Raw genomic sequence first — 16,914 nt, 5'->3', positions numbered from 1 at the left:
TCAGACCTCCGCTCCCGCGAGCGCCAGACCGCGCTCAGTCGTGGGCTGTTCGGCGGGCTTCCGCAGGTAAACCGCCCAGGTGAGGGCGAAGCAGAGCCCGTAGAAGATCAGGAATCCGATGAAGGCGGGCACGCCGCTCTTGGTGTCGGCGAACGACTGCCGGAACGCCAGGTTGATGAACAGGCCGCCCTCGGCGCCGATCGCGCCGGCCAGGCCGATCAGCGCGCCGGACAGGCGCCGCGCCTTGAGCAGCTCGGCCGTTTCCTCGCCGCCGTTCGCGATGGCGACCTTCGCCTTGGCGCGGAAGATGGCCGGGATCATTTTGTACGTCGAGCCGTTGCCGATGCCGGTGAGCACGAACAGCACGATGAAGGCGATCGTGAACAGCGTCAGTGACTTCGACGTCGAGGCGAGGATCAGCACCACCGTGGCCAGCGCCATCCCGGTGAAGGTGGCGAAGGTGACCTTGCCGCCGCCGATGCGGTCGGCCAGCCAGCCGCCGGTGGGGCGGGAGAACGAGCCGAGCAGCGGGCCGAGGAACGTCACCGCCGCCGCCTGCAGCGGGGTGCGGCCGAACTGGTTCTGCAGCACCAGGCCGAAGGCGAAGCTGTAGCCGATGAACGAACCGAAGGTGCCGACGTAGAGGAACGACATCACCCAGGTGTGCGGGTCCTTGACGACCTCGCGCATCGCCTTGGTGTCGCCCTTCATGGTGGCAAGGTTGTCCATGAAGAAGTACGCGCAGACCGAGGCGACGACGATCAGCGGCAGGTAGATGAACAGCACCAGCCGCGGCATCGTCGCGCCCGCCGTGCCGATCACCAGGAGCCCGACCAGCTGGATCGCCGCGACGCCGAGGTTGCCGCCGCCGGCGTTGAGGCCCAGCGCCCAGCCCTTGTGCTTCTCGGGGTAGAAGGCGTTGATGTTGGTCATCGACGACGCGAAGTTGCCGCCGCCGACACCGCCGAGGGCGGCGACCAGCAGGAACGTGCCGAGCGACGTACCGGGGTGCAGGACGATCGCGGCCAGCGTGGTCGGGATCAGCAGCAGCACGGCCGACACGACCGTCCAGTTGCGGCCGCCGAACTTCGCCACGGCGAAGGTGTAGGGCAGCCGCATCAGCCCGCCGATCAGCGTCGGCGTCGAGACGAGGAGGAACTTGTCGGCGGCGGAGAAGCCGTAGTCCTTGCCCATGAACAGGACGATGACCGACCACAGGGTCCAGATCGAGAAGCCGATGTGCTCGGCGAAGACGGAGAACCAGAGGTTGCGGCGGGCGACCTTCTTGCCCGTGGACTCCCAGAACTGTTCGTTCTCGGGTTCCCAGTGTTCGATCCAGTGCTTTCCTTCGTGGGCCACGGCGTGCTCCTTAGTGCGGCGGTTCGTGGTGGTCATTGCGCGGCGAGCCAGTTCGCGATGCCGCCGACGGTGTCCGCGCACCCGCCGCATCCCGTGGTCGCTCGCGTGGCCCGCGCCAGTGCGGGAGTGTCGGTGGCCCCGGCCTTCCAGGCTTCGATCAGCCGGCCCTTGGTGACGTTGTTGCAGCGGCAGATCACCGCGGCCGCGGGCAGGTCGGCGGGGCTGGCCGCGGGGGTGCTGCCGCTGGGCAGCGCGCGGCCGAGCAGGACGGCGAGCCGGTCGTCCGGCAGCAGCGTCCCGCGGTCGTGGAACTGGGTGATGGTGGCGGCCGCGTCGGGCAGGCCGAGCAGGATCGCCCCGGTGACGCGGTTTTCGCGGACGACGAGCTTGCCGTACCGGCCGCCCGTCGGGTCGTTGAAGGTCAGCACCTCGGCGCCGCCGTCGGACGCTTCGAGCTGCGTTTCGCCCAGCGCGGCCAGGTCGATGCCGCGGGCTTTCAGCCGGGTCACGGCGGTCGTGCCGCGGTAGCGGGCGGCCGCGTTCGTGCCGGTCAGGACGTCGGCCAGGACCGACGCCTGTTCCCAAGCGGGCTGGATCAGCCCGGCCGGGGCGCCGGGGTGGCGGGCGCAGTCGCCGAGAGCGTGGATGCGGCCGTCGCTGGTCCGCAGGGTGTCGTCGACCAGGATCCCCATGTCGACGTCGAGGCCGGCTTCGACGGCCAGGCGCGTCTCGGCGCGGACGCCGGCGGCGACCACGACGAGGTCGGCCGGGACGAGGCTGCCGTCGTCGAGCTTGAGGCCGTCGCCCGGCAGGTAGCGGGCGGCGGTGGCGCCGAACTTGAACGTCACGCCCATGTCGGTGAGCTGCCGGGCCAGCACGTGGCCGGCGGCCGGGTCGAGCTGGCGCTCCATGACGTGGCCCAGCGGGTGCACGACGGTTACCTGGTTCCCGCGCCCGGCCAGGCCGCGGGCGGCTTCGAGGCCGAGCAGGCCGCCGCCGAGCACCGCGACCGGCGCGCCGAAGCGGGCGGCGTCGAGGATCTTGGCGCAGTCGTCGAGGCTGCGGAAGGCGACCACACCCGGCCCGGCTTCGAGACCTTCGACCGGCGGGATCCACGGGTTGGCGCCGGTGGCGAGCACCAGGGCGTCGTAGTCGACGGAGGAGCCGTCGGCCAGCTCGACGCAGCGCTTCTCGCGGTCGATGCGTTCGACGTCGACGCCGAGCCTCAGGTCGATGTTGTGCCGCTGCGCCCATTCGTCGTCGTGCAGGCGAACGCTCTCGGCACTCATCCCGCCCGCGACGACGGCGGACAGCAGCACCCGGTTGTAGGCCGCGTGCTTCTCGGCGCCGAGCACGGTCAGCCGCACCCGCTCGGCGATGGGGTCGCGACGGCGGATCTCGTCGGCGAGGCGGGCTCCGGCCATCCCATAACCGACGATGACGACTTCACGGGGGCTCATGCGACACCATCCACAGTAGACAGGGACACGGCACACACCTTGAACTCCGGCATCCGGGAGACCGGGTCGAGCGCCGGGTTGGTGAACAGGTTGGCGCGCTGCTCACCCGGGAAGTGGAACGGGAGGAAGACCAGGTCGGGCTTGAGCGACTGGACGAACCGCACCTTCGCGACGGTCTCGCCGCGTCGGGACCGGATCCTCGCGGGGTCGCCCTCTTCGAGGCCGGCGCGCTTGGCGGTGTCCGGGTGGACCTCGACGAAGACCTCCGGGACGACGTCGTTGAGCTCGCCGATCAGCCGCGTCTGCGCGCCCGACTGGTAGTGCTGCAGGACGCGACCGGTGGTGGCCTGCAGGGGAAACTCCTCGTCGGGCAACTCGGCCGGGCCGGTGTGCTCGACCGGCACGAACCGCGCGCGGCCGTCCGGGTGGGCGAAGGTGTCGAGGAACATCCGCGGCGTGCCCGGGTGGTCGTCTTCGGGGACCGGCCAGTGCAGGGCCTCGCCCGCGCGCAGCCGGTCGTAGCTGACGCCGGAGTAGTCGGCGATCCCGCCCTTGGACGCGATCCGCAGCTCCTCGAACACCGTCTCGGCGTCGGCCGGGAACCGGTCTTCCGGCTGTCCCAGGCGTCGCGCGAGCCCGTGGAGGACGTCGAGGTCGGACCGGACACCCGGTGGCGGCGTCAAGGCCTTGCGGCGCAGCAGGATCCGGCCTTCGAGGTTGGTGAGCGTGCCGTCCTCTTCGGCCCACTGGGTGACCGGCAGGACGACGTCGGCGAGCGCCGCGGTCTCCGACAGCACGAAGTCGGCGACGACCAGGAAGTCCAGTTCGGCCAGCCGATCCTGCACCCGCTGCGAGCGCGGAGCCGAGACGACCACGTTGCTGCCGAACACCATCAGCGCCTTCGGGCCGTTCTCCTGGCCGAGCGCTTCGAGCAGTTCGGTGGCCGAGCGGCCGGGGCCGGGCAGGCTTTCGGCGTCGACCCCCCACACGCCGGCGACGTACTCGCGCGCGGCCGGGTCGTCGAGCTTGCGGTAGCCGGGCAGCTGGTCGGCCTTCTGGCCGTGCTCGCGCCCGCCCTGGCCGTTGCCCTGGCCGGTGAGGCAGCCGTAACCGGAACCCTTGCGGCCGGGCAGGCCGAGGCTGAGCGCGAGGTTGATCCAGGCACCGACGGTCGCGGTGCCGGTGGCGTGCTGCTCGGTGCCGCGGGCGGTGAGGACGTAGGCGTTGCGGGCGGCGGCGAGCTTTTCGGCGGCGAGGCGCATGTCGGCGGCCGAGACACCGGTGACGCGCTCGGCGCGTTCCGGCCACCAGCTCGCGGCGATCCGCCACATCTCCGCGAACCCGCTGGTGCGGTCGTCCACATAGGACTGGTCGAGGTGCCCGCCTTCGACGACGGCGTGCAGGATGCCCAGCGCCAGCGCGAGATCGGTGCCGGGAGCGGGCGCGAGGTGCAGGCTGGCCAGCTCGGCGGTCGGGGTGCGCCGCGGGTCGACGACGATGAGGTCGGTGCCGCGCAGGTGCTGGGTGAACGGCGGCATCGTCTCGGCCGGGTTCGCCCCGGCGAGCAGCACGACGTCGGCGTTCTTGAGATCCGTGACGGGGAACGGCATCCCGCGGTCGGCCCCGAAGGCCTTGATCCCGGCGGCGGCGGCCGAGGACATGCAGAACCGGCCGTTGTAGTCGATCTGCGAGGTGCCGAGCGCGACGCGGGCGAACTTGCCGAGCAGGTAGGCCTTTTCGTTGGTCAGCCCGCCGCCGCCGAAGATCGCGACACCGTCCCGGCCGTGTTCGTCCTGGATCGCCTGGAGCTTGCGGGCGACGTGGTCGAGGGCGAAGTCCCAGCTGACCGGCTCGAGCGCGCCGTTGACGCGCAGCATCGGGGTGGTCAGCCGCTTCGGGCTCGTGAGGAGGCTGCCGGAGGTCCAGCCCTTCTGGCACAGGCCGCCGGCGTTGACCGGGAAGTCCCGCGGCGTCACACGGGCGCCGTCGAGGCTCATCCCGCACTGCAGCGCGCAGTACGGGCAGTGGGTGTCGACCTGCGGCATCGGGCACCTCCTCGGCGTTTCGGGCTTGCCCTGACGCTAAGGAGGCCTTGTTAACCGGATTCGACCGAATGTTTCAGGCAGTTGACATTGCGGCGGTGTTTCCGCCGCCCGCTCGGTGAGATCGGCGTCCACGGACCGGGAGTCAGGAGGTCAGCGACGCTTAGCCGGTGTGTCCCGCGATCTTGCGACCTCGGTCACAAGACCCCAGCCACGCGTGATGCCCCTCCGATCACGCGTGTCGCCCCTTCAATCACGCGTGTCGCCCCTCCGATCACGCGTGTCGTCCCTCAAAGGACGCCGGACACCTCACGTGCGGCCGCGCGCAAGCCGTCCAGGGAGGCCGGCGTCGACCTGGGGTTCAGTGCGTTGGACGCCAGCCGGAACAGCACCGCGCGCAGCAGCAGCTGCGGCCACTCCGGCAGGTGGGCCCAGCGTTCGAGCAGGTCCCGGCCCGCGCCGCCCCACGCCAGCGCATCCACCGCGACGATCGCCGCGCCGTACTCGCCCGGCCGGTAGTACGGCACGAAGTCGACCACACCCGGGACATCGTCGCCGTCGAACAACAACCCGGCCAGCAGCTCGCCGTGGGCCACCTGCGCCGGCAGGCGGATCGGGCGGCGGGCCCCGGCCAGGACCTCGAACCAGCGGCCACCCTTGGTCTCTTCCAGGGGGACCTCGAGTTCCTCCCAGGCGACCCGGTCGGCGACGGCGTCGATGTCGGTGCGCGCGTCGAGGAAGTCCGGCCGCGGGAGGCCGATGGTGGCCCGGTGCAGCTTCACCGCCGCCAGCACCGAGGCGTCGCCGCGGTGCTCGTGCGTGCCGGGGACGAAGCGCGACGCCGTCCAGCCGCCGACGATCCAGCGGCCGTCGGTGGAGCGGACCGGCTTGCCGACCCGCAGGCCCGGCTCGCGGACGTAATCGAGGGCGTGCGCGGTCCACAGCGTTCTGGCCTTGTCGGTGACCGGCTTGAACACGAGGTCGCCGCAGTGCCACGCCGTCGAATCCGGCAGCCGCTCACCGCCGTCGGCGGGGCCGCCGAAGGCCGCGCAGACGTGCGCCGGAGGACGTTCGAGGGGTGACCGCACGGGCGTGACGCTACCCGGCCGGGTGGTCCACGAATGAGAAGACGCGCTGCTCACACGCGGTTTCCCGGCCGGGCGAATGCCACTGTTAGTAGGTCGGCAGGCTCGGGTCGATCTGCTTGGCCCACGCGAGCACGCCACCACCGAGGTGCGTCGCGTCCTTGAAGCCGGCCGCGTGCAGCGCGGCGAGGGCCTCGGCGGACCGGGCTCCGGACTTGCAGTGCAGGACGATCGGCTTGTCCTGCGGCAGCTCCGACAGCGCCTCGCCCGAGAGGATCCGGTCCTTCGGGATCAGCGTCGCGCCCTTGATGTTGACGATCTCGTACTCGTGCGGCTCGCGGACGTCGATCAGCGCGAAGTTCTCGCCGCTGTCGAACTTGGCCTTCAGTTCCGCCGGGGTGATCGTGCTGCCGGACGCCGCCGACGCGGCCTCGTCCGAGACCACACCGCAGAACGCCTCGTAGTCGATCAGCTCGGTGATCTTCGGCGTGTCCGGGTCCTTGCGGATCTTGACCTCGCGGTACTTCATCTCCAGCGCGTCGTAGCTGATCAGGCGGCCGAGCAGCGGCTCGCCGATGCCGGTGATGAGCTTGATCGCCTCGGTCACCATGATCGAGCCGATGGACGCGCACAGCACGCCCAGCACGCCACCCTCGGCGCAGGAGGGAACCATGCCGGGGGGCGGCGGCTCCGGGTAGAGGTCGCGGTAGTTGAGGCCCTTGCCGTTCGGCGCGTCCTCCCAGAACACGCTGACCTGGCCTTCGAACCGGAAGATCGAGCCCCAGACGTACGGCTTGCCCAGCAGCACCGCGGCGTCGTTGACCAGGTAGCGCGTGGCGAAGTTGTCGGTGCCGTCGACGATCAGGTCGTACTGCTCGAAGATCTCGAGCGCGTTCGACGAGTCCAGCCGGTCGGTGTGCAGGTGCACCTTCACGAACGGGTTGACGTCGGCGATCGACTCCTGCGCGGACGCGGCCTTGAGCTTGCCGACGTCGGACTGGCCGTGGATGACCTGGCGCTGCAGGTTCGACTCGTCCACGACGTCGAAGTCGACGATGCCGAGCGTGCCGACCCCGGCGGCGGCCAGGTACAGCAGCGCGGGGCTGCCGAGGCCGCCGGCCCCGATCACCAGGACCTTGGCGTTCTTCAGCCGCTTCTGCCCGGTCACCCCGACGTCCGGGATGATCAGGTGACGGCTGTACCGGGCCACCTCTTCCTTGGTGAGCTCGGCAGCCGGCTCGACGAGCGGCGGCAGTGCTGACATGGGTCCTCCATCTCGCGCGCGTATCGCGTCCATCCCACTATGCACAACGCGCGCGGGCAAATATGCCTTCCCCAGTCCGGATGCTGGGATTACTGCGGGGTGGGGTTCGGCCACGAGTTGGTCTTGCAGATGCGGCCGTCCTTGGCCACCTTGCCCTTGTCGCCGCCGGGGATGTCGTTGAGCATCGCGACGTAGTCGTCGTTGACGCCGAAGGACTGCTGCATCATCACCGGCGCCGGCTGGTCGTTGCCGCCGCAGCCGACGTGCTGGTTGCCCAGGGCGTGCCCGACCTCGTGGTTGATGGCGTACTGCCGGTACCCGGTCATGTCGGCGCCGTAGGCCTTCGCGCCGCGCACCCAGCGGGCCAGGTTGATCAGCACGCGGCCGAGGCTCTTGCGGTAGCAGGAGGCTTCGAACTTGATCTGGAACCCGCAGGCGTCCGGCCGGTGGGTGGTCTCCGGCGTGGTGAGGCTCACCTTGAAGGACGGGTTGGGGAAGTTGCCGTCCACCCGCTGGAACGCGATCTTGCCGTCCCAGGTCCAGCCCTTCTTCGGGTCCGACAGCGTGCCCTGGACGGCCGCGGCGAAGGCGTCGTCCCCGGCGTAGCTCGACGGGTCGATCCCGTCCTCGACCTCGATGGTGTAGGTGTACAGCTTCCCGGTGCCGACCTTCGGGCCGCTGCCCGGGACGACGTGCCACTTGCCGGCGCCCGCCTGGGTGAACGGGCCGCCGTCGGGCAGCTCGGCGGTCGGGACCTTGAGGTCGACGGGGGTGGCGGGGTTCTCGGGGATGGCCTGCTCGCCGTTGCCGTCGATCGCGCCGCCGGAGGTGTCGCCGCCCGCCGACTCGATGCCGGACGCGGCGGCGCCGTCGCCCTGCTCGGCGATCGGCTGGGCCGGGCTGTTGGCCGTGTTGACGAGGACGAGCACGGTCAGCACGACGAGGATCGGCAGCGCGTAGACGCGCCAGCCGTACGTCTTCGTCAGCTTCGCGATGCCGGTCTTCGGCGTCTCGGGCTGCTTCTCCCGCGGGGCTTCGACGTGCGGCTTCCAGGAGGCGCTCAGCGGTTCGGCGCTGGTCCGCCGCCCGCCGGGGCGGTAGCGGTCCTCGTCGAGGCGCTGCGCCGACGCCTTCGCCGGGCGGTACTGGCCGGTGCGGGGGTGGTCCTCGGCGTCCGGCGTCCGGCGGGCCGAGGCGCGGTGGGGCGGCCGCCGATCCTCGCCTCGCGCATCCTGCTTCACCCGGTCCACCGCACCAGAGTGCCACAGCGCCACCGAACCGTTATCGGCGACTGGCGGATCATCGAGTGAACCCGCCGTCACCCGATCGGCCTACCAAGTGCCCGCTTCGACGTGCTCCCACATGCCCAGGACCGCCTTCGCGACGACGACCGGACGCTCCATCTGCGCCACGTGCCCGGTGCGCGGGAGCACCAGCAACCGGGCCCGCGGGATCGCCCGGGCGGTCCGCACCGCGCGCTTCACCGAGATGACGCGGTCCTCCCGGCCCCAGACCACCAGCGTCGGCGCCTTGACCCGCGGCGCGACCGACCACAGCGACGCCTTCCCCAGCGTCGACCACGCCCGGAAGATGGCGAACGTGCTGCGGGCCATCGCGGGCGCGGCCCAGGCGAACCCGGCACGGGCGCCGTGTTCCTCGGTCAGCTCGTCGAGCCGGCTCTCGGGGAACCGCGACGGGTCGGCGAAGCACAGCTTGATGACCTGGGCGGCGCGTTCCCGCGGTTCCAGCGCGGCCAGCTGGGCCCGCACGCGCGCGCCGACGAGCGGCAGGTACGCGAGCGCCATCCGCGGGTCCGACAGCCGCCGCGGGTCCAGCCGCAGGTCCGGCACCGCCGGCGAGATGAGCGTCAGCGTCTTCACCAGCTCCGGCCTCTGCGCCGCGACCAGCAGGGCGATCGCGCCGCCCATCGAGTTGCCGAACAGGTGCACCGGCCCGGTGTCCCCGATGTGCCGCGCGACGACGTCCGCGTGCGCCTGGAGCGTGAAGTCGAAGCCCTCTTCGGGCTCGGAGTAGCCGAACCCGGGCAGGTCGGGTGCCGTGCCGCCGGCGACCGGCGCGAGCAGCGCGGCCAGGTCCGTCCAGTTGGTCGACGAGCCGCCGAGGCCGTGGACGTACACCGCGGGCACGTCGTCCGGGCCGGGCGTGCGGCGGACGTGGAGCCGGGCCGTACCGACCTCTTCGAACGCCGCCGGCCAGGGCGGCGGGACCGGGTCGAGCGAGGGCAGGACCCGGTTCGAGAGCGGCACGTGGGTCAGTGGCGGCCGGGCCTGCACGGGGGTGTCCACGGGTCCAGAATGCCCGACCCTTGGCGCGGCACACGTACCGGCGAGTAATCTTCAGGGCGACTTCACGCGGTGGCGACCCCGCCCGTCGAAGAAGCGATGACGGGAGGACGAGCATGACGGAGATGACGCGGGTGCAGCAACGTGGGGTGCGGCTGCCCCGGACCGAGCGCCGGGCCCAGCTCCTCGCCGCGGCGCAGCGGGTCTTCGCCGAGAACGGCTACCACGCCGCCGCGATGGACGAGATCGCCGAGGTCGCGGGTGTCTCGAAGCCCGTGCTCTACCAGCACTTCCCCGGCAAGCTCGACCTCTACATCGCGCTGCTGGAGAGCCACGTCGACGAGCTGGTGAAGCGCGTGCAGACGGCACTGGACTCGACCACGGAGAACCGGCAGCGCGTCCCGGCGACGGTCGGCGCGTTCTTCGACTTCGTCAGCAACGACGCGGGCGCGTTCCGGATGGTGTTCGAGTCCGACCTGCGCGGCGAGCCGGCGGTCCAGGAAGCGGTCGACCGGGCGACGTCGGCCAGCGTGGACGCGATCACGGAGACGATCACGGCGGACGCGGGCCTCGACGAGGACAAGGCGCGCCTGCTGGCGGTCGGGCTGGTCGGGATGAGCCAGGTCAGCGCCCGCTTCTGGCTGGCCCACCACCAGTCGATGAGCCGCGAGGAAGCGGTGGCCCTGACGGCCAACCTGGCCTGGCGCGGCATCGGCGGCGGCTTCCCGCTCAAGGACTCCTGACCCCGAGGCGGCACTTTCACGTGAAAGTGCCGCCCCCTGGTGGTCACTTTCACGTGAAAGTGGCGGCCGTGCGGACCAGCGCGGAGATGCGGCGCGCGACCTCGATGGGGCGTTCCTGCGGGAGCATGTGCCCGGCTCCGGGGAACCGGATGAATTCCGCGTGCGGCAGTTCGTCCGCGATCACCTTCGCGTGCGGCAGCGGGCACAGCCGGTCGCGCTCCCCGGCCAGCACCACCGACGGGACGTCGCACAGCGCGCCGAGCCCGCCGACGCCGCGGTGGGCCGCGATGGCGTCCAGGAACAGGCCCGCGCTGGCCGGGTGCGCGCGCAGCAGCTGCTCGACGACGCTGTCCACCTGCTCGCGCCCCGGGCGCACCCCGAACACCAGCCGCCGGGCACCCGAGCGGACCAGGCCCGGCCGCAGCCGCAGCGTGTCGCTCCGGAGTCCGGCCAGCAGCTTCGCCACCCGCGGCTCGAAGCGCGTCACGCTCCGGCCGACCAGGCCCGGGAAGCCGAGGGTCAGCTTGTCCATGTCCCCCGACGACGTCGCGACGAAAGCCGCGCCCGCCAGCCGCTCGCCGACGAGACCCGGGTGCCGTTCGGCCAGCACCATCAGCGTCATGCCGCCCATCGAGTGGCCGGCCAGCACCAGCGGCCCCTCCGGGACGCGATCGGCGATCAGCTCGGCGAGGTCGTCGGCCAGCCGGGCGATCGTGGCACCGCCGGGCCGGGCGGGCGCCGACCGGCCGTGGCCGCGCAGGTCGTAGCGCAGCACGCGCAGGCCGGGGTCGAGGTGCGGCAGCACGAAGTCCCACGTCCGGTGGTCCTGCGTCCAGCCGTGGACGAGCACCAGCGTGACCGCGGAGTCGGCCGGCCCGGTCTGCGAGACGTGCAGCGCGGCGCCGTCGCTCGTCACGAACCGGTGCCCGGGCGAAAGGACGGCGGTCATCGGGCCGCCGGGAGCAGGAACGACTTGCGCCAGAAGTACTTCCCGGGCAGGCCCACCAGCCCGGATTCCTGGAGGAACGGCATGATCTTCTCCCCCGCCCACGCGATCGTCCCCTGCCAGTGCGGGTTGTTCAGCGCCGCCTCGACGCCGTCGCGCGGCCGGATGCCGACCGCCTTGTAGACGTCCGGGTTGATGAACGCCCGCGTCACGAAGTACGAGATGACCGCGATGATGAACTGCTGGTAGGCGATCTCGGCCTTCGACAGCTTCGCCATGCCGCGGGTGACCTCTTCGCGGGCGAAGGTGACGTGCCGGGCCTCTTCGAGGACGTGGATCCGGTTGACCATCCGGACCAGCGGCTGCACGCCTTCGTCGTTCATCTGCTCGCGCTGCAGCCGGTCGAGGACCTCCTCGGCGACCAGGATCGCGCCGTAGCGCGCCGGGCCGTAGGAGATCGTCGGCATCAGCTTCGCCAGGCGCCGCAGCCACGGCACCGGGCCGTAGGCGGGGCAGCCGATCCGCGAGGCCATCCGCGCGAACATCGTCGAGTGCCGGCATTCGTCGGCGATCTCGGTGAGCGCGAACTGGGCGTGCGCGGACGTCGGGTCCTGCTCGTAGACCTCCTTGAGCAGCATCTGCATCAGGAGGATCTCGAACCACAGGCCGGTGGTGGCGACGCTCGCGACCTCGTGTTTGCCCAGCTCGATGCGCTGCTCGGGGGTCAGCTTCTCCCAGAGCTCGGTGCCGTAGAGCGACGAACGCTCGTCGAGGATGAACCGCTTGCCCGCCACCAGGGGCGCGGTCCAGTCGATGTCGACGTCGGGGTCGTAGAACTTGTTCGCCGACGACTTCAGCAGGCGGTCCGCGGTCTTTTCGCGATCCGGTTCCTTCAGCGTCCGCGTCATCGCCGACACCCCTTCCGGGACATGTAACTTGAGGTAACAGTTACCTGTGCGTAGCATGACTCTCGTGATCGAACGTGTCAAGCGCTCCGGCAAGCAGGCCGGCAAGTCCTCCCGCGGCGACGAGGCGACGGGCGACGCCCGGCGCGACCGGTGGCGCAAGCACCGGATCGCCCGCCGCAAGGAGTTCGTCGAGGCCGCGCTGCGGGCGCTCGACACGCACGGCCCGGACCTCGGCATGGAGGACGTCGCCGCGGAAGCCGGCGTCACGAAACCGGTGCTCTACCGCCACTTCGACGACAAGGCCGACCTCTACGTGGCGCTCGGCCAGCGCGGCACGGAGATCCTGTTCGAGCGGCTGATCCCGGCGATCAACGCCGAACTGGCGCCGGTGCCGCGGATCCGGATGGCCCTCGACGCGTTCTTCACGGTCATCGAGGAGCACCCGAACCTCTACCGGCTGCTGGCGCACGGCCGGCCGGAGAAGCCGGTGTCGTCGGACGTCGTCGCCGAGGACAAGGAACTGATCGCGACGGCGCTGACGGCGCTGCTCGGCGACTACATGCGGATGTTCAACATGGATTCCGGCGCGGCCGAGCCGTGGGCGCACGGCATCGTCGGCATGGTCCAGAACACCGGCGAGTGGTGGCTGGACCGCCGCTCGATGAGCCGCGACGCGGTCGTGGAGTACCTGACCCAGATCATCTGGGCGGCGATCGACGGGCTGACCCGCCAGAACGGCGTGGTCATCGACCCGAACCTGCCCTTGGAAGCCAACAAGGTGGTCCAGCTGGGCCGCGCTTCGGAGCCGATGGAGGAAACGTCATGAGCGAGCACGACGAAGACGGCTACAGCGGCGAGGCGACCCTGCTGGTCGAGGGCGTGTCCCTGCCGGTGACGGTCGAGCTGCGCGGCTACTTCCAGCCGATCGACGGCTATTACCGCTGGTACGGCCGGGTGGCGGTGAACGAGCAGCTGACCGAACTGGCGGGCGGCAAGAAGAAGGCCGTGTCGATCCAGGCGGGCGCTTACTCGGCGACGGGCGAACTGTCGGACCCGGACCCGTGGGGCCGCTACCGCATCACGGGCACGAGCACGCCGCCGTTCCACGTCCCGACGACACTGGAAGAGCTGAACGCCTAGGGCAGGCGGGGTCCCGGCAGCTCCACGCCGGGCAGCAGGCCGTTGGCGATGTCCGTGGCCCGCCACTTCGGCACGCTCAGCCGGACGGCGGTGACGGGCGCGGCCAGGAAGGGCGCGGCCTCCGGCACCTTGGCGACGAGCAGCTCGCGCACCCGCGCGTCCTCGTCGCCGCCGACGATCTCGGCGGACGCCTGGGCCTGCAGGAACGGCTGCATCGGCGAGCCCGTCGAGACCACCACCGAGACCACCGGGTTCTCCCGGACGGCGGCCAGCGTCCGGCCGCGGTCCTCGAGCACGAGGTTGAGGGTGAACTCGCCGCTTTCGGCGAAGTACACCCCACCGACCCAAGGTCCGGCGCTGCCCGAAGTGGCGAGGAACAACGACTTGTGCGCGGACAGGGTGCTCCGCACGAGGTCCGCGACGGCGGCAGGCTCGAGAGTGGTCACCCGCCGAAAGCTAGGTGGCGCAAAAGCGACACTCCAAGCGAAACGCCACCATCCGGTGAACCCGGGCCGCACTCCCGGCCTCGCCCGCCAGAGCAGTGCCCGCCACCCGCCGCGGCGGGTGGCCGGTGGACGCGGAAAGGCCACCTCGAGGGACTCGAGGTGGCCTTTCCGCTTGGAGCCGTGGGTCAGTCGCCGACGCCGAAGCCGACCTTGCGGACGTCGGACGGGGCGATCTCGACGTACGCGATGCGGTCGGAGGGGACGATGTACTTGCGCCCCTTCTCGTCGTTGATGCGGAAGAGCCCGTCACCGGCCGTCAGGGCCTCGGCGACCAGCTTCTCCACCTCGTCGGGAGACTGGCCACTGGACACCACCAGCTCGCGCGGCGTGTCCTTGATGCCGATCTTGACCTCCACGTGGGACCTCCGCTGGAAATTCGTAAGGGATGTGCCGGCCAAGGCTAACCGAACCGGCTCGTTCCGGTGGCGCATGTCCGCGCCCGACCGCGTCGTCACTTCCGGGTACTCCATCGGGTTCAGCCCAGGCCGAGCGCCTGCATGCGCTTCGTGTGCCCCTGTTGCAACCGCCGGAACAGCCCGGCAATTCCGGAGAGGTCGCCGGAGCCGTTGACGATGAGCTCGGCCAGCCCGTCGCGCTCGGCGACGACGTACTGGGCCTGGGTCAGGGCCTCGCCGAGCAGGCGACGGCCCCAGAGGGCGAGCTTGTCGCGGGTCTTGGGGTCGGCCTCGATACCGGCCGCGACCTCGCGTTCGGCGAAGGCCGAGTGGCCGGTGTCGGCCAGCACGGTCAGCACCAGGTCCTTCGTCTCCGGGTCGAGCCAGCTGGCGATCTCGCGGTAGAGGTCGGCGGCCAGTCCGTCGCCGACGTAGGCCTTGACCAGCGACTCCAGCCACGACTTCGGCGGCGTCGACGCGTGCCAGGCGTCGACCTGGGCCACGAACGGGTCCATCGCGTCTTCGATCTTGACGCCGTGCGCGGCCAGGTGCTGGGCGAGCAGGCCGTAGTGACCGATCTCCGCGGCCGCCATCTGCGCCAGCGCGGCCCGCCCGGCCAGGGTCGGGGCGCTGCGCGCGTCTTCGGCCATCCGGTCGAAGGCGGACAGTTCGAGGTAGGCGATCACACCCAGAAGGTCGACTACGCCCTCGGAGATCTCTTTCGGCTCGGTCACGGGGGCAGGGTATCGCCGAAGCGCCCGGGCGTGCCGCGACGAGACCGATCACACTGGTTCCGGCGCGCCGGGTACTGTCGAAAAACGGCTGACCAGGTACACTGGCGTTCGAGATCAAGCTTCCGTACGCCATACCGGCGTCGGGAACAGGCAGGTCACGTGGCTTGCCGACGTACTGCAATGTGCGTGCACGCCTCTTCCGGCATTCCCGGGGCGGACCGGTTCCGCGCTTCAAGCCCAGCGCCAGGGACCAGGGTTACTCCCGGTCGAGTGTCGAGCGGACCCACGGCTGTGCGCGCTGGTCACGAGAGAGGCGATCACCCTGACCGCAGAAAATCCCACAACCGAACAGCCCCCCGCCGTCGCGCTGGAGCACAGCGAGACCGGCCCGGCCGCGCTCGACACCTCGCACCCGCTGCAGGCGGGCGTCGAGGTCGAGCCCGAGGCACCGACCTTCGCGTCCTTCGGCGTCAAGCCGGAGATCGTCAAGGCGCTCGGCGAGGCCGGCATCGAGCGGACGTTCGCCATCCAGGCGCTGACGCTCCCGCTGGCCATGGCCGGCGACGACCTCATCGGCCAGGCCCGCACCGGCATGGGCAAGACGCTGGGCTTCGGCGTCCCGCTGCTGCACCGCGTGCAGGTCCCCGGCGACGGCACCCCGCAGGTGCTGGTCGTGGTGCCGACCCGTGAGCTGTGCATCCAGGTCGCGAACGACCTCAAGGGCGCCGGCAAGCACCTCGGCATCCGCACCCTGGCCATCTACGGCGGCCGCCCGTACGAGCCGCAGATCGAGGCGCTCCGCAAGGGCATCGACGTCGTGATCGGCACCCCGGGCCGCCTGCTCGACCTGGCCGAGCAGCAGCACCTGGTGCTGGGCAAGGTCCGCGGCCTGGTGCTCGACGAGGCCGACGAGATGCTCGACCTGGGCTTCCTGCCCGACATCGAGCGCATCCTCCGGATGGTGCCGGACGAGCGGCAGACCATGCTGTTCTCGGCCACCATGCCCGGCCCGATCATCACGCTGGCCCGCACGTTCCTGAAGCAGCCGACGCACATCCGCGCCGAAGAGAACGACGCGAGCGCGATCCACGAGCGCACCACCCAGTTCGTCTACCGGGCGCACTCGATGGACAAGCCCGAGGTCATCGCCCGCGTCCTGCAGGCGAAGGACCGCGGCCTCACGATGATCTTCAGCCGCACCAAGCGCACCGCGCAGAAGGTGGCCGACGACCTGGTCGAGCGCGGCTTCGCGGCCGCCGCCGTGCACGGTGACCTGGGCCAGGGCGCCCGCGAGCAGGCGCTGCGCGCGTTCCGCTCCGGCAAGGTCGACGTGCTGGTCGCCACCGACGTGGCCGCCCGCGGCATCGACATCGACGACGTCACGCACGTCATCAACTACCAGTGCCCGGACGACGAGAAGACCTACGTCCACCGCATCGGCCGCACCGGCCGCGCGGGCCGGACCGGCGTCGCCGTCACCCTGGTCGACTGGGACGAAGAGCCGCGCTGGAAGCTGATCTCGGACACCCTCGGCCTCGACAAGCCGGAGCCGGTCGAGACGTACTCGTCGTCGAAGCACCTGTTCGAGGACCTCGGCATCCCGGAGGGCACCACCGGGCGGCTGCCGCTGGCCGACCGCACTCGCGCGGGCCTGGCCGCCGAAGAGGAAGAAGACCTCGGCGGCAAGAAGCGCGGCCGTGGCCGTGGCCGCGCCGGCGAGCCGGCCGCGGAAGAAGAAGCGCCGCGCAAGCGTGCCCGGGCCCCGCGCAAGCGGACCCGCGGTGGCTCGCGGGCGGCCGAGGCGATCGAGGCCGCGGACAAGGCCGCCGAGACGTCTTCCTCCGAGGAAGCCCCGGCTGCCGCGGAGGGCCGCTCCCGGACCCGCCGCCGCACCCGCAGCGGCAACGCCCCGGAGGCGACCGGCCCGGCCGTCGAAAAGGAGGCCGGCGACAACGCCGAGCGTCCGGCTCGGCGGCGCCGCCGTCGCCGGCCGGCCGCCACGTCTGATACACCTGCGTCGGCAGACTGA

16 protein-coding genes are annotated in these 16,914 nt (G+C 71.2%); 4 read left to right on the top strand and 12 right to left on the bottom strand.

Annotated elements, in window-relative coordinates; all coding sequences use genetic code 11:
* From DV20_RS25345 to DV20_RS25315, 7 genes are all read right to left on the bottom strand, one after another.
* The gene (locus tag DV20_RS25345) at positions 1-1,395 is read right to left on the bottom strand and encodes a nitrate/nitrite transporter (protein WP_051736114.1); all 1,395 of its coding nucleotides are present in this window, start codon (positions 1,393-1,395) and stop codon (positions 1-3) included.
* Positions 1,392-2,819 carry an FAD-dependent oxidoreductase gene (locus DV20_RS25340; protein WP_043784378.1) on the bottom strand — a complete coding sequence of 476 codons (1,428 nt, stop codon included), beginning with the start codon at positions 2,817-2,819 and terminating at the stop codon, positions 1,392-1,394. Before DV20_RS25340 ends, DV20_RS25345 begins: the two co-directional genes overlap by 4 nt.
* Positions 2,816-4,864 carry a molybdopterin oxidoreductase family protein gene (locus DV20_RS25335; protein WP_043784376.1) on the bottom strand — a complete coding sequence of 683 codons (2,049 nt, stop codon included), beginning with the start codon at positions 4,862-4,864 and terminating at the stop codon, positions 2,816-2,818. The genes DV20_RS25340 and DV20_RS25335 overlap by 4 nt, the downstream gene beginning before the upstream one ends.
* A 287-nt stretch (positions 4,865-5,151) precedes the next feature.
* Positions 5,152-5,949, bottom strand: coding sequence for a TIGR02569 family protein (locus DV20_RS25330; protein WP_043784375.1), 798 nt, complete (start codon positions 5,947-5,949; stop codon positions 5,152-5,154).
* An 85-nt stretch (positions 5,950-6,034) separates the two neighbouring features.
* On the bottom strand, positions 6,035-7,210 hold the full coding sequence (gene moeZ, locus DV20_RS25325; RefSeq protein ID WP_043784373.1) for an adenylyltransferase/sulfurtransferase MoeZ: 1,176 nt from the start codon (positions 7,208-7,210) through the stop codon (positions 6,035-6,037).
* An 89-nt stretch (positions 7,211-7,299) separates the two neighbouring features.
* Complete coding sequence (locus DV20_RS25320; protein WP_043784371.1) at positions 7,300-8,460, bottom strand: DUF3152 domain-containing protein; 1,161 nt, start codon at positions 8,458-8,460, stop codon at positions 7,300-7,302.
* 81 nt (positions 8,461-8,541) lie between these two features.
* Positions 8,542-9,516 carry an alpha/beta fold hydrolase gene (locus DV20_RS25315; RefSeq protein ID WP_043784370.1) on the bottom strand — a complete coding sequence of 325 codons (975 nt, stop codon included), beginning with the start codon at positions 9,514-9,516 and terminating at the stop codon, positions 8,542-8,544.
* Positions 9,517-9,629: 113 nt separating this feature from the next.
* Here DV20_RS25315 and DV20_RS25310 point away from each other — a divergent pair, with 113 nt between their 5' ends.
* Complete coding sequence (locus DV20_RS25310; RefSeq protein WP_043784369.1) at positions 9,630-10,256, top strand: TetR/AcrR family transcriptional regulator; 627 nt, start codon at positions 9,630-9,632, stop codon at positions 10,254-10,256.
* A gap of 49 nt (positions 10,257-10,305) precedes the next feature.
* Here the strand turns inward: DV20_RS25310 and DV20_RS25305 are convergent, their stop codons facing one another.
* Together DV20_RS25305 and DV20_RS25300 are read right to left on the bottom strand one after the other, a co-directional pair.
* On the bottom strand, positions 10,306-11,205 hold the full coding sequence (locus DV20_RS25305; protein WP_043784367.1) for an alpha/beta fold hydrolase: 900 nt from the start codon (positions 11,203-11,205) through the stop codon (positions 10,306-10,308).
* Positions 11,202-12,110 (bottom strand): AurF N-oxygenase family protein, encoded by a 909-nt coding sequence (locus DV20_RS25300; protein ID WP_043784366.1) that lies wholly within the window; start codon positions 12,108-12,110, stop codon positions 11,202-11,204. Before DV20_RS25300 ends, DV20_RS25305 begins: the two co-directional genes overlap by 4 nt.
* A 55-nt stretch (positions 12,111-12,165) precedes the next feature.
* On the opposite strand from DV20_RS25300, the gene DV20_RS25295 reads away from it, so the two are divergent.
* Positions 12,166-12,936, top strand: a complete 771-nt coding sequence (locus tag DV20_RS25295; protein ID WP_043784365.1) for a TetR/AcrR family transcriptional regulator — start codon at positions 12,166-12,168, stop codon at positions 12,934-12,936.
* Entirely contained in the window at positions 12,933-13,250 is a 318-nt protein-coding gene (locus tag DV20_RS25290; RefSeq protein ID WP_043784363.1) for a DUF4873 domain-containing protein, read from the top strand. The genes DV20_RS25295 and DV20_RS25290 overlap by 4 nt, the downstream gene beginning before the upstream one ends.
* Here the strand turns inward: DV20_RS25290 and DV20_RS25285 are convergent.
* The 3 genes from DV20_RS25285 to DV20_RS25275 form a co-directional block, all read right to left on the bottom strand.
* Positions 13,247-13,696, bottom strand: a complete 450-nt coding sequence (locus tag DV20_RS25285; RefSeq protein ID WP_043784362.1) for a pyridoxamine 5'-phosphate oxidase family protein — start codon at positions 13,694-13,696, stop codon at positions 13,247-13,249. The genes DV20_RS25290 and DV20_RS25285 overlap by 4 nt on opposite strands.
* A gap of 185 nt (positions 13,697-13,881) precedes the next feature.
* On the bottom strand, positions 13,882-14,112 hold the full coding sequence (locus DV20_RS25280) for a DUF3107 domain-containing protein (protein ID WP_043784361.1): 231 nt from the start codon (positions 14,110-14,112) through the stop codon (positions 13,882-13,884).
* Between the two features lie 119 nt (positions 14,113-14,231).
* Positions 14,232-14,885: a ferritin-like fold-containing protein gene (locus DV20_RS25275; RefSeq protein ID WP_043784360.1), complete on the bottom strand. Its 654-nt coding sequence runs from the start codon at positions 14,883-14,885 to the stop codon at positions 14,232-14,234.
* 553 nt (positions 14,886-15,438) lie between these two features.
* Between DV20_RS25275 and DV20_RS25270 the strand changes: the two genes are divergently transcribed.
* Positions 15,439-16,914 (top strand): DEAD/DEAH box helicase, encoded by a 1,476-nt coding sequence (locus DV20_RS25270; protein ID WP_235190949.1) that lies wholly within the window; start codon positions 15,439-15,441, stop codon positions 16,912-16,914.

Origin of the sequence: Amycolatopsis rifamycinica (assembly GCF_000695625.1) — a bacterium.
In the GTDB taxonomy this organism is placed as follows: domain Bacteria; phylum Actinomycetota; class Actinomycetes; order Mycobacteriales; family Pseudonocardiaceae; genus Amycolatopsis; species Amycolatopsis rifamycinica.
The sequence above is the reverse complement of the archived record's forward strand: the minus strand, read 5'-3'. Positions and strand labels throughout refer to the sequence as shown.